The following is a 12,442-nucleotide window of genomic DNA, read 5'->3' on the forward strand; positions in this document are numbered from 1 at the left end:
CATAAACGACCGTTCGTCGGAAAGTCTGCGCACGAGCCTGCGATGCATGGAAAACTTTGGTCACATTGTTTCAATTTGGAAACCACTGTGAACCACAGAATTTCTGGCTTCACGTTGATCGAATTGCTCGTCACCATCACGGTCGCAGCAGTTCTTTTGGCGGTTGCTGTCCCCAACTTTCAGAACCTGATGCTCAGCAACAAATTGAGCACCAGCGCCAACTCCGTGGTGTATGCACTGAATTTAGCCAAATCCGAAGCCGTCAAACGCAATCAGGATGTCAGTTTCACCAACAGCGCGCAGATCAAAAACACCGACGCCGCCGGAACAACGCTCGCCGCCGCCCCAGCGCTGCCAGCGGGCGTTCAAAAAGTCAGCGGAAAGGCGTTGATCGCTTCGCCAGCCGGATTCCTGAGACAGTCGACGCCAAACGCCGGATTCTCAGGCTTGGTGATGGATCTCTACGCCAGCAATCTACCGAGTAATCAACACCGCTGCGTCTATTTGATTACCGGCATCACTGCCGTGACCTGCACGGTGAACGGAACTGGAAATTGTCCCAATGCGCAACCCAACCCTTGCCAACAGTAAATCGGCGCCTTTTGAAAAAGGCCATCAGTCTCAGGTCGGCGCCGGTTTGCTGGAAATCCTGATCGCGGTACTGGTGCTGTCCATTGGTTTCCTCGGCATGTCCACATTGCTGGTGCGGTCGATGACCAACAACAACAGCGCCATGGCGCACACCCAAACCTCCGTGGTCACCTACGCCATTCTCGATTCGTTGCGCGCCAATCGAACAGCCGCACTCAACGGCGACTACGACACAACCGCCACCTTCAAGTTGACAGGTAGCACGCCAAGCTGTTCGCTTTCCACAAATCTGACGGGTCGGCCCGATACCGAGGTTCAAGCATGGTGCCTGGGCTCTGGCGGCACGCCACCGGGCGGGCTAGCCGCCCTGGGAAATGGCGCCACCGGAAAAATTGACTGCACCAGCAACGGCGATTGCACCGTGACCGTTACTTTCGACGACAGTCGCGCCACTGTCGGTTCAAGTACACAGACCTTCGTCACCAAGGCCATGCTATGAACCCAAGCTCTGCCCACATCAAAGCGCAGGGTGCGTTACCAAGCCGCCAGCGCGGCATGACCCTCGTTGAACTCATGGTGGCCATGTTGCTTGGTCTGGTCGTGACCGGCGTAGCGGTCAGCGTCTTTCTGGCCAGTCGCAGCTCCTTCAAGACCAATATGGCGATCGGTGAAGTGCAGGATGGTTCACGCATCGCCTTTGAATTGCTGACACGCGATGCTCGCCAGGCGTCGTTGACCGGCTGCGGCAACGGCACCTTTATTGCCAACGTGCTGAAAAACAGCGGTACAGACTGGTGGGCAAACTGGGGCAATGCGGTCCGCGGCTACGAAGCCGGTTCTACCGATCCGGCAGTCACCACTGGCACGGCGACCGGCAACCGACTTGCCGCCACCGATTCGGTACAACTGATCGGGAGCGAAAGCGCAGGCTTGAGCATTCAAAATGCCACTGCGGCAAGCGTCACGCTATGGTCGGCAGCAACCGATTGGAAGAACGGCGACGCGCTGCTGATCTGCGACCCGGATCACGCGGCACTGGTTCAGCTGGGCGGCGGCGAAGGCACCGCAACACTGACTTGGGCCGCCACTGGCGCCAACCCTGGAAACTGCACCGCCGACCTCGGCTTCCCAACAGCCGCTCCAGTTCCGCCCGCCACCGCGTGCACCGCAGAGGCCTACACCTTCCGCACCAATGCCCAGGTCTCGCGCCTCAATGCGGCAGACTGGTACATCGGCACCAACCCGACAGGCGGGCAGTCGCTCTACCGCATGACGCTGAGCAATAGCAGCGGTAGCTTAGCAGCGACTGCGCAGGAAATCGTGCGCAATGTCACAGACATGCAAATCCTCTATCACCAGAGTAATGCGGCCAACTACGTTGATGCCAACTCTGTGACCAACTGGAATGAAGTTGATGCGATGCAGGTCACCCTGACTCTGGCCAGCACCACTAAACAAACGGTGACGGATAGCAACGCCAAATCCCTCAACCGCACCGTTACGACCGTCATCGCGCTGCGCAACCGTGTGAGTTAAGCCATGCAATCGATCTATTCGACCCATTCATTTGAAGCAGGGGCCGTGCAGCGCCAGCGTGGCGTGGCGCTCATCGTCTCGCTGATTTTGCTGCTCATCGTCACGGTCATCGGTCTGGCGGCCATCCGCAGCACCACCCTGCAGGAAAAGATGTCCAGCAATCTGCAGGACCGACAAATCGCGCTGCAGAACAGTGAAGCCGGGCTGCGCGTTGCGCAAGGATTGCTGCAAGCGAATACCGCAGTGATCTGGCGCGACTGCACCGTCGCCGCCACCCAGTGCGACAACAACCCCTCCGCACAGGCAACCATCGCCAACGCTTGGCAGACAGTACCGACCGGCACGGGCGCTAATCAGTACACCGCGGGCAGCAATGCAGCGGGACAGCCGCAGTATGTGATCGAAGACATGGGCCTCTGGAATGACCGCCGCACAGCCCTTGGCCCCCAGCAAACGGCCAACAGCGCGCAGTACGGGGCTGCCCCGGTTGTCCCAACGGCGCATTTCTACCGCATCACCGCGCGCAGCGCCGACCCAAGCACTTTGCCCGATCGGGCCACCGTCACCCTGCAAGCCTGGGTACGCAAATAACGCCGGTTGATCGCCAAGCAATTTCATAAATCTATTCCCCAAGGGACCCACCATGAGCCCGCAAGCAATGCCCCATCGTCCCCCACTTTGGAAGAAATTCGTCCTGCTTGGCGTTACTTGGAGCTTGTTGACCGCGCCCATCGCACAGGCTGCGGTATCGATAGCCCAGCAACCGTTGACGCTGAGCAATAACGTCCCCGGCAATCTCGTGCTCACGCCCTCTGTGGAATGGCCCACGATCATGAGCATGGCCAACGTCGGCGCTTTCGATACGACCAAAACCTATTACGGCTACTTTGACCCCAACAAGTGCTACGGCTACACCATCGCAGGTACGTCGGTTCCAGCCTTCACGGGCGTTAACGGCGGCACAAAGAACTACTTTGCGCCAGCCAGCGACGCGACCAATCGCACATGCTCCAAAGCATGGAGCGGCAATTACCTGAACTGGGCCGCCACCCAAACCATCGATGTCTTTCGCTCAACGCTGACCGGTGGCAACCGGGTGGTGGACACAGCCAACCTCACCATTCTGGAAAAGGCGCGGCATACCGGTCAAACCGGGACGGGCGCTCTCAACATTTCCGGTGCGTCCACGGTAGCGAACAACACTCCTTCCAGCCTTAGCTACTTTTCGACAAAACTCAGTGGCCTGGGAAACCGGATGTACTTCATCTCAGCTAATAGCACTAGCGTCAACGACAAAGACGGCACATCCCGCAGCTTGCGCTATCTGCTCGATAATCCGGCCGTCGCGCAGAGCAAAGGCGCAGTCGAATTCGATCCGTCTGAGGGTGTGAAGTCTGGCTGGGTCTATTCCGTCAATATCGACGTACAGGTCTGCAAAAGCGGCATGCTTGAAGACAACTGCGTCGCTTATGGCAGCAATGCCAAGCCCCAAGGTCTGATCCAGAAGTACGCCTCTGTATTCACCTACAGCGTCTTCGGCTATCTCAATATTTCCAAGGTGCTGCAGGACGGCGCGGCGCTCCGGGCGCAGCAAGGTTTTGTCGGCCCGAATACCTATGAGCCCGGAACCACGCCTGCCACCAACGCTCAGGCCGAATGGAGTGCCACCGACGGCACCTTCATCCGTAACCCGCAACCCACTGCCGCATCCGACACAACCAGCGCATATTCTGCAGACCCGGCCATCCAAGACAGTGGAGTCATCAATTACATCAACAAATTCGGTCAGATGACCACGGCCAGTGACAAGAGCTACGACCCGGTAAGCGAGATGTATTACGCCGCGCTGCGCTACCTGAAACATCAAGGCCCGGTCGAGTCGTACAACAGCATCAGCAACTATCCGGATGGCACGGCTTACAAGATGACAGACGGCTTCCCCGTCGTCCGCACCTGGACTGACCCCTGGAAATACTCTTGCCAGCGTAGCTTCATTCTTGGCATCGGCGACGTGAACACCCACCGTGACAAAAACCTGCCGGGCAACGGAAATCGCAATGATGAACCCGCGGTACCTAGCGAAGTCAGCGCCGACACGACAGTTAATGTCGTCACAGCTACACAAAAAGTGGCAGCGCTGGAAGGCATCACCATCAACGGCATGACAGCTGACGACAGTACCGGTTTCAGCGGCCGCTCTAACTCCGCCTATATCGCCGGCCTAGCCTACGACGCCCATACCGTCGATCTGCGGTCAGACCTGAGCGGCAAGCAGACCGTCTCAACCTACTGGGTCGATGTGATGGAAAACCAGGTTCTGGAAGGCAAGGCCAAGAACCAATACTGGCTTGCGGCCAAGTACGGTGGCTTCTCTGTACCGGCCAACTACGACCCCTATGCCAACACAACGGCGCTTCCAGACGCTTCGTGGTGGACCAATGGCCAGACGCTGAGCACGAAGGACAAACGCCCAGACAATTTCTTCACGGGTGGCGACGCCAAAACCATGAAGGACTCTCTCGAGGCGGCCTTCTCGGCGATTGCCAGCGAAAACATCGGCAGCACGGCTTCGCTTTCCACCAACTCCACGCAGCTCAACAGCGGCAGCCGTGTCTACCAGGCGAGCTACAAAGAGGGTGTCTGGAGTGGTTCGCTCAAAGCCTTCAACATCGATGCAACCACCGGCGCAGCAACCACTGAAGCTTGGGACGCGGCTCTCCAACTACCCGCAGCGGGTGCCCGTACCGTCTACACGTTGGTCGGCGGCAGTTATGTGGCATTTGACAGCACCAATGTCAACGGCAAGCACGGCTGGACTACCGACCTGGTGAATTACATCCGTGGCGATGCCTCGAAGGAAATTCGCAACGGCGGCACCTATCGCAACCGCACCACGGCGCTGGGCGACATCATCAACTCGCAGCCGATCTATGTGGGCAAGCCCGCTGCGGGTCCCTATGCCGACGCAACCTTCACTGGCTCCACCAGTTTCAAAACCTTCGCCGCAACGCAGGCAACGCGCACGCCCACTATTTATGTCTCGGCCAACGACGGCATGCTGCATGGTTTCAATGCCAACACCGGCGTGGAAACCTTCGCCTTCATGCCCGGCGCGGTGCTCGCGGCCTCCACCAACCCCAGTGTGCTGGCTCAAAAGAGTTATGGCTCTGGGCTGAACCCCCATCAATATTTCAACGACGGTGAGATCACCGTGGCGGACGTCTATGCCGGCTCGCCCGCAGATTGGCGCACGGTACTGGTCGGCACAACAGGCCGCGGCACAACGCGCACCATCTACGCCCTGGACATCACCGACCCCGCAGCTGTGAAATTTCTCTGGGAAGTTTCCGCTGGGTATCTCGGGCAGATCATCGGCAAACCCATCATCGCCCAGACGGCGAACGGTCAATGGTCGGTTCTGGTGGGCAACGGCATGAACAGTGACAGCGGCACTGCCGAACTGTTGCAGATCAGCCTGAACGACGGCGCCGTCTCCCGTCATGCAACAAACACCGCAACAGACAACGGGCTCTCCACGCCTGCGGTCTGGATCGACAGCCTTGCCAATGGCATCAGTACAAAGGCTTATGCCGGCGATCTGCAAGGTAATGTCTGGTCATTCGATCTTGCCAGCGCAACTAGCGCGGGCACCCTGCTGTTCACCGCAAAAGACGCCAGCAACAAGGCCCAACCCATTACCGCGCCCATGTTTGCCGCCAAAGATCCAGACACCGGAAATCTCTGGCTGTTTTTTGGCACCGGGCGCTATCTGGGCCAGGACGACCTCACGAATAAGGATGTGCAGAGCTGGTATGGGCTGAATGTGTCGCAGGCCAGTTTTCCGATTGTCAAAAACGATCTGATCAAGCGCAGCATCACCGCAGAAATCGCTGGCACAGCGGCCGATCCGACCGCCACTCCGCCAGTCGCCGCAACTTTGCCCGCACGCACTGTCAGCGTGGGAACTGCTGGTGACATGGCCACCAAAAAAGGCTGGTATATGAACCTCTTGCCTCCCTCCAATACCGCCCAAGGTGAGCGCATGATCGTTGCGAACCAGGCGTATCAGAACCTGCTCGTTGGCAGCACGCTCATTCCAGACAACGCCGATGTGTGCGCCCCATCAGGCCGCGGCTGGATCATGGCCGTCAATCCGTTCACAGGCACGAATCCGACCGACATCTTTTTCGACCGCAACGGAGATCGCCGTTTCAACGACTCAGACAAAGTCACCATGAGCGACAAAACCCTCATTCCGATCGCTGGCATCGGGCTCACGGGGCTCACCGGCTTGAGCAATTTCATCAGCACGACGCTACTGGCCAATCAAAACGGCACCATTTTCAATACCCAGGTCAATCCGCAGGTTTCCAACCCCGGGCGGGTTTCCTGGGCAGAACTCATCAACCCCTGAGCGGAGGCTTATTCATGCGGCATTTCAACCGAGCAATTTTTGCCCCCGGCCGTGCGCGCCAGCTGGCTCTACGGGGTTTTACGCTGATCGAACTGATGATCGTCGTGGCCATCGTGGCCATCATCGCGGCTGTCGGCTACCCCTCCTACATCAGCCATATCACCAAAACCAAACGAGTTGCCGCTGAAGCCTGTCTCAGTGAGTATGCCAACTATATGGAACGGTATTACTCGACCAACTTGCGATATGACCAAGATTCAGCAGGAACAGCGAACACGCTACCCACGCTTTCATGCGCTTCAGATCTGAGTACTGATTACAAATTCAGCTTTGCCGCCACGCCCGGCCAGTCCACTTATCGAGTGCGTGCCGTGCCGCAGGGATCTCAAGCTAGCCGTGATATTGAATGCAACACAATTTCACTGAATCAGGCAGGAACAAAAACAATAAGCGGCACAGGCACGGTGGCCTCCTGCTGGTAAGAAAAATTTTTTAATTTGTCAAAAAATCAAGAGAATGTTTTGCTTTCAGTGATTGAACTTGCCATAATTGAGGCTGCCTCAACCATTCAGAGGGTCTCACAGTGCGGAGTTCATACCCATCTCGAATCGACAACTGCCGTGGCGTCAGCTATGCGGAGTTGTTGGTCGTCGTGGCTCTCGGGGGGTTGATGACTGCACTCGCAGCGCCTGCGTTTTCTCATCTGCTTGCTCAGCATCGCCTCACCGTCAGCAGCAATGCCTTGATGAGCGCCTTCATGATGGCGCGACAGTCTGCCATCACCCAAAATCAGGTTGTGGCGCTCTGCGCGGGTAACCCAGAGTCAGGATGCCATTCAGATTGGGGGAGCGGTGAATGGCTCATTTTCACGGATCGCAACCAAAATGGAGCCCGTGACGCCGACGACACTTTGATTCAGAGCGGATCTACGGCGCAGGAGAGTGGCATTCAAATTCTGCCCAATCGCCCCATGCAGAAGCCCGTTCTTTTCCAGCCCATTGGGCATGCCGAGCAACCCAGTGGCGCATTTGCAGCGGGAACGTTGCGCCTATGCAGCAACACGTTGAACACGGTTTTGGGTGTCGATCTGATCTTGTCCAAATCAGGCAATATCCGCGCTCAGCCACACCATTCGGCCGGAAATTGCGCGCGTCCTTGATCCGTCGTGGAAGTCCGGCTTGATCGAGTCTTCCGTCCTTCCCTGGATCGCCGCCCTCGGCGTCGGCCTGCTGATCGGCATCGAGCGCGAGCGCAGTCAGCCGCCTGAATCGCCTGCGGGTCTGCGCAGTTTTGTGCTGGCGGCGCTTGCGGGTGCGACTGCGGGCGTGCTAGGGTCGGCGGCGCTGGGGGTGGTACTCGCGGCTTTTGCCTTGCTGACGTTTGCGGGATATATGCAAACGCGCAAAGCCGACCCTGGGCTGACGACGGAATTCGCCCTGCTGCTCACTGTGTTGATTGGCGCGCTCGCCCAGCAGTCGCCCGGTTGGGCTGCGGGGCTGGGCGTGGTGGTCGCGGGGATTTTGGCCGCCAAAACGACGCTGCATGGGTTCGCGCGACGTGTTTTGAGCACGCAGGAACTGGAATCCGGCCTGTTGCTGGCAGCCGCAGCGCTGGTCGTGCTGCCACTGTTGACCGATCAGCCCATCGCCTGGCTGGCGAGACTGAACCTGCACACCCTGTGGCTGCTGGCGGTGCTGGTGATGGCGATTCAGTCGGTGGGGCATGTGGCGGTGCGGGCGTTTGGCAGTCAGCGCGGCCTGGCGCTTTCCGGGCTGGCCGGCGGGTTTGTTTCGAGCACGGCCACCATTGCCAGCATGGCGCAACGCGCACAGCTGGATGCCGCCCTGCAGGGCGATTGCCTGCGGGCGGCTTTGTTGTCGAATCTGGCTACCGTGGTGGAGTTGAGCGTTCTCATTGCGCTGATCGATCCGGCTTTGCTCCCTGGTCTGCTGCCCGCCGTGGGGCTGTACGGGGCGGGCGCGCTGCTGGCGGTGGGGGCGACGTGGAGTCTGGCGCGGCACGCGCCGCAGAGTTCGGCCTTGTCTGACGAAACGGAGGCCACACGGCGTCCGTTCCAGCCGTTGCAGGCGCTGTTGTTTGCTGCCCTGCTTGCGGGCGTGCTGCTGGCTGCCGAGGCCGCGCGCAGCATGCTGGGCAGCGATGCGGCGCTGGCGGCGACCGGGCTGGCAGGATTTGCCGACGCGCACGCAGCGGCCGCTTCTGCCGCGCAAATGGCGGTCAACGGCGCTTTTTCGTCCTGGCAGGCCTTGCTCGCCATCGGCCTTGCCCTGGCGACCAACGCAGTGAGCAAAATCGTCGCCGGATTCGCTGGAGCGCAGTGGACGTTCGGCATGATCAATCTGGCGGCGCAGTTCGGCCTGATCGGCTTGTTCTGGCTGGGGTTGTGGCTGGGGTTGTGGCTGGGGAATGCTCAGGCGTGAGGGGCGGCTAAAATCGGTCGGTTTGGCGCGTGAGCCGCGCGCAAGCCGCCCCACCACCCCGCACCGCTTCGACATCGTGGACATTTCCGAGAAACCGTCCCTCCATCCCGCATGAATACTGACGCCCCCCATCCGCCCGCCACCGACGACAGCCACCTCATCGCGGAGCGCCGCGCCAAACTCTCCGCGTTGCGCGAGGTCGGCCCGGCGTTCCCCAACGACTTCAAGCCTGCGCATCAGGCCATGAGTCTGCAGGCGCAACATGGGGGCGACGAGCCCGACGCGCTCGAAGCGGCTGACGTGCGGGTGCGGGTGGCGGGTCGCATGATGCTCAAGCGCGTGATGGGCAAGGCCAGTTTCGCCACTTTGCAGGACGGTACGGGGCGCATTCAGATCCACGTTTCCAACGATGTCACTGGCGAAGAGGCCCATGCGGCCTTCAAACACTACGACCTGGGCGACTGGATCGGTTGCGAGGGCGTGCTGTTCAAAACACGCACCGGCGAGCTCACCATTCGGGCCGAGCAGGTGCGATTGCTGGTCAAGTCGCTGCGCCCCTTGCCCGACAAGTTTCACGGCCTCGAAGACGTGGAAACGCGCTACCGCCAGCGTTATGTCGATCTCATCGTCACACCAGAATCGCGCGAACGCTTCGCGCTGCGCAGCAAGGCCATCGCGGCGCTGCGCAACGAAATGCTGGCAGCGGGTTTCATGGAGGTGGAAACGCCCATGCTGCACCCCATTCCCGGAGGTGCTGCGGCCAAGCCGTTCATCACCCATCACAACGCGCTCGATCAGCAGATGTATCTGCGCATCGCGCCCGAGCTTTACCTCAAGCGCCTGCTGGTGGGCGGCTTCGAGCGGGTGTTCGAGATCAACCGCAACTTCCGCAACGAGGGGTTGAGCCCTCGGCACAACCCCGAGTTCACCATGATGGAGTTTTACGCCGCCTGGTGGACCTACCGCGACCAGATGGATTTCACCGAGGCGCTGATTCGCAACACTGCGCAACTCACCTGCGGCACTGCGGTGCTCACCCACCAAGGGCGCACGCTGGACTTGAGCGCGCCGTTTGCTCGGCTGACTTTGACGCAGGCCATCCAGAAGCACGCCCCCGACTACACCGACGCGCAACTGGCCGATGACGGCTTTTTGCGCGGCGAGTTGCGCCGTCTCGACGCCGATCACGCGCCGCACAAACTCAAGGGCATGGGGCTGGGCGCTTTGCAACTCGCGCTGTTTGAGCAAGTCGCCGAGCATCTGCTGTGGGAGCCGACCTTCATCGTCGACTATCCCGTGGAAGTGTCGCCCCTGGCCCGCGCCGCCGATGCCGATGCGAACACGACCGAGCGCTTCGAGCTATTCATCACCGGCCGCGAAATCGCCAACGGTTTCTCCGAGCTGAACGACCCCGAAGACCAGGCCGCCCGCTTTCAGTCGCAAGTGCAGGCCAAGGAAGCCGGCGACGACGAAGCCATGTATTTCGACGCCGATTATGTACGGGCACTGGAATACGGCATGCCGCCCGCCGGGGGCTGCGGCATCGGCATCGACCGGCTGGTCATGCTGCTCACCGACGCGCCCAGCATCCGCGACGTCATTCTCTTCCCCGCCCTGCGCTTCGAAGGCTGAACCTCATGTCCACCCTCATCTGCGGTTCGCTCGCCTTCGACACCATCACCACCTTCGACGGCCGCTTTGCCGAGCACATCCTGCCCGACAAAGTGCATATTCTGAACATCAGCTTTCTGGTGCCCACCATGCGGCGCGAGTTTGGCGGTTGCGCGGGCAATATCGCCTACAGCTTGGCGCTGCTGGGGGGTGACCCGCTCATCCTCGGCGCCCTGGGCGCGGACGGCCAGAGCTATCTCGACCGCCTTGATGCGCTGCACATTGCTCGCACTTACGTCGGGCAACTGGCCGACAGTTTTACCGCGCAGGCGCACATCATCACCGACCGCGACAACAACCAGATCACCTCCTTCCACCCCGGCGCCATGGGCCGGGCGCACGAGCTACCCGTGCCGCTGGACGCCGGGGTCGGTCTGGCCATCATCGCGCCAGACGGCCGCTCGGCCATGATCGACCATGCGGCGCAGCTTGCTCGTGCCGGCATTCCGTTCGTCTTCGATCCGGGTCAGGGCATGCCGCTGTTCGACGGCGCCGATCTGCGCGATTTCATCGCCAAAGCCAGTTGGGTGGCGGTGAACGACTACGAGGCCGAACTGCTGGTGGAGCGCACCGGCTGGAGCTTGGAGCACATCGCCTCCCAAGTGCGCGGGGTAATCGTCACCCGGGGCGAACACGGCTGCCGCATCTGGAGCGAGGGCGGCGTCGCGACCGACATTCCCGGTGTCCCCGCCAGCCAGGTGCTCGACCCGACCGGTTGCGGCGACGCCTTCCGCGCCGGTTTATTGTGCGGGCTGTCCAAAGGCTGGACCTTGGCCGACAGCACCCGCCTGGGCAATGTGCTCGGCGCGGAAAAAATCGCCGTGCACGGTCCGCAAAATCACCACATCACCCTGCAGGGCGCGCTCGAACGCCTGCAAACCGTCTATGGCAGCGCCCCGCAAGCGGCTTGAAGGCCTGAACCCGGGCTTAACCCGCGCTCTCAAGGCTTGCAAATTCATGCGCGCGGGATTGAAATGCGAGTCGTGGAACGTATTTAGCCTGTGTTAGTCTGACTGTCAGCGTCCACTTCCAGGAACGGAGTTTTGCCATGAATGAACAACGCGATTACACCATCTACGCCCAACCCGGCGGCGCTGCGACTGTGCGCAACAAGGTACTGCGGCAGACGTATTCGCTGCTGGCCCTCTCTCTCATTCCCACCGTGATCGGCGCGTGGGTCGGCATGGCCACGGGGCTGAATCTCGCCATGGCGCAAAGCCCCGGCATGACCATGATCGTCTTTCTGGTCGGCGCCTTCGGCCTGATGTTCGCCATCGAGCGCACCAAAAATTCCAGCGCCGGGGTGGGGCTGCTGCTGCTGTTCACCTTCTTCATGGGCGTCATGCTGTCGCAAATGCTTGGCTTCGTGCTGGGCATGAGCAACGGGCCGCAGCTCATCATGCTGGCCTTCGGCGGCACGGCGGTGATTTTCGGCGCCATGGCCACGCTGGCGAATGTAGTCAAGCGTGATTTGTCCGGCTTGTCGAAAATGCTGTTCGTCGGCGTGATCCTGCTCATCCTCGCGGGCATCGCCAATATCTGGCTACAACTGCCTGCGCTGATGCTGACCTTCTCGGTCGTGGCCATTGTGATTTTCTCGGCCTTCATGCTGATCGACGTGCAGCGGGTGATCAACGGCGGCGAAACCAACTACATCACCGCCACGCTGGCGATCTACCTCGACATCTACAACGTGTTCGTCAACCTGCTGTCCATTCTGAGCTTTTTCAGTGGCGGCGGGCGCCGGTAAGCGCGAAACAGTCCCACGAAAAACGCCCGCAATTGCGGG

The 12,442-nt window shown here is 60.2% G+C and carries 11 protein-coding genes; all 11 read left to right on the plus strand.

Going from position 1 to position 12,442, the window contains the following annotated elements:
* The first annotated feature begins 42 nt into the window (after nt 1-42).
* The 11 genes from B3H47_RS08675 (at nt 43) to B3H47_RS08725 (ending at nt 12,403) form a co-directional block, all read left to right on the plus strand.
* Complete coding sequence (locus tag B3H47_RS08675) at nt 43-591, plus strand: pilus assembly FimT family protein (protein WP_286986738.1); 549 nt, start codon at nt 43-45, stop codon at nt 589-591.
* Entirely contained in the window at nt 563-1,090 is a 528-nt protein-coding gene (gene pilV / locus B3H47_RS08680; RefSeq protein ID WP_276709221.1) for a type IV pilus modification protein PilV, read from the plus strand. Before B3H47_RS08675 ends, pilV begins: the two co-directional genes overlap by 29 nt.
* On the plus strand, nt 1,087-2,127 hold the full coding sequence (locus B3H47_RS08685; RefSeq protein ID WP_276709225.1) for a PilW family protein: 1,041 nt from the start codon (nt 1,087-1,089) through the stop codon (nt 2,125-2,127). The genes pilV and B3H47_RS08685 overlap by 4 nt, the downstream gene beginning before the upstream one ends.
* A gap of 3 nt (nt 2,128-2,130) precedes the next feature.
* On the plus strand, nt 2,131-2,718 hold the full coding sequence (locus tag B3H47_RS08690; RefSeq protein WP_276709227.1) for a pilus assembly PilX family protein: 588 nt from the start codon (nt 2,131-2,133) through the stop codon (nt 2,716-2,718).
* 52 nt (nt 2,719-2,770) lie between these two features.
* Nucleotides 2,771-6,541 carry a pilus assembly protein gene (locus B3H47_RS08695; protein WP_286986739.1) on the plus strand — a complete coding sequence of 1,257 codons (3,771 nt, stop codon included), beginning with the start codon at nt 2,771-2,773 and terminating at the stop codon, nt 6,539-6,541.
* 14 nt (nt 6,542-6,555) lie between these two features.
* Nucleotides 6,556-7,023, plus strand: coding sequence for a type IV pilin protein (locus tag B3H47_RS08700; RefSeq protein ID WP_286986740.1), 468 nt, complete (start codon nt 6,556-6,558; stop codon nt 7,021-7,023).
* 188 nt (nt 7,024-7,211) lie between these two features.
* Nucleotides 7,212-7,700 (plus strand): GspH/FimT family protein, encoded by a 489-nt coding sequence (locus B3H47_RS08705; protein ID WP_050985890.1) that lies wholly within the window; start codon nt 7,212-7,214, stop codon nt 7,698-7,700.
* Nucleotides 7,701-7,719: 19 nt separating this feature from the next.
* Complete coding sequence (locus B3H47_RS08710) at nt 7,720-8,982, plus strand: MgtC/SapB family protein (RefSeq protein WP_286986741.1); 1,263 nt, start codon at nt 7,720-7,722, stop codon at nt 8,980-8,982.
* A 111-nt stretch (nt 8,983-9,093) separates the two neighbouring features.
* Complete coding sequence (lysS, locus tag B3H47_RS08715; protein ID WP_286986742.1) at nt 9,094-10,614, plus strand: lysine--tRNA ligase; 1,521 nt, start codon at nt 9,094-9,096, stop codon at nt 10,612-10,614.
* A 5-nt stretch (nt 10,615-10,619) separates the two neighbouring features.
* On the plus strand, nt 10,620-11,564 hold the full coding sequence (locus tag B3H47_RS08720; protein WP_286986743.1) for a carbohydrate kinase family protein: 945 nt from the start codon (nt 10,620-10,622) through the stop codon (nt 11,562-11,564).
* Between the two features lie 137 nt (nt 11,565-11,701).
* Nucleotides 11,702-12,403 carry a Bax inhibitor-1/YccA family protein gene (locus B3H47_RS08725; RefSeq protein ID WP_013104558.1) on the plus strand — a complete coding sequence of 234 codons (702 nt, stop codon included), beginning with the start codon at nt 11,702-11,704 and terminating at the stop codon, nt 12,401-12,403.
* Nucleotides 12,404-12,442: the final 39 nt, after the last annotated feature.

It is taken from the genome of Thiomonas sp. UBA7699 (assembly GCF_002482605.1).
GTDB classification, from domain to species: Bacteria; Pseudomonadota; Gammaproteobacteria; order Burkholderiales; family Burkholderiaceae_C; genus Thiomonas; species Thiomonas arsenitoxydans.

Bases quoted from the DNA above. Each gene is read 5' to 3' on its own strand.
- B3H47_RS08675 (WP_286986738.1), top strand. From the start codon at position 43: ATGCATGGAAAACTTTGGTCACATTGTTTCAATTTGGAAACCACTGTG.
- pilV (WP_276709221.1), top strand. From the start codon at position 563: ATGCGCAACCCAACCCTTGCCAACAGTAAATCGGCGCCTTTTGAAAAA.
- B3H47_RS08685 (WP_276709225.1), top strand. From the start codon at position 1,087: ATGAACCCAAGCTCTGCCCACATCAAAGCGCAGGGTGCGTTACCAAGC.
- B3H47_RS08690 (WP_276709227.1), top strand. From the start codon at position 2,131: ATGCAATCGATCTATTCGACCCATTCATTTGAAGCAGGGGCCGTGCAG.
- B3H47_RS08695 (WP_286986739.1), top strand. From the start codon at position 2,771: ATGAGCCCGCAAGCAATGCCCCATCGTCCCCCACTTTGGAAGAAATTC.
- B3H47_RS08700 (WP_286986740.1), top strand. From the start codon at position 6,556: ATGCGGCATTTCAACCGAGCAATTTTTGCCCCCGGCCGTGCGCGCCAG.
- B3H47_RS08705 (WP_050985890.1), top strand. From the start codon at position 7,212: ATGACTGCACTCGCAGCGCCTGCGTTTTCTCATCTGCTTGCTCAGCAT.
- lysS (WP_286986742.1), top strand. From the start codon at position 9,094: ATGAATACTGACGCCCCCCATCCGCCCGCCACCGACGACAGCCACCTC.
- B3H47_RS08720 (WP_286986743.1), top strand. From the start codon at position 10,620: ATGTCCACCCTCATCTGCGGTTCGCTCGCCTTCGACACCATCACCACC.
- B3H47_RS08725 (WP_013104558.1), top strand. From the start codon at position 11,702: ATGAATGAACAACGCGATTACACCATCTACGCCCAACCCGGCGGCGCT.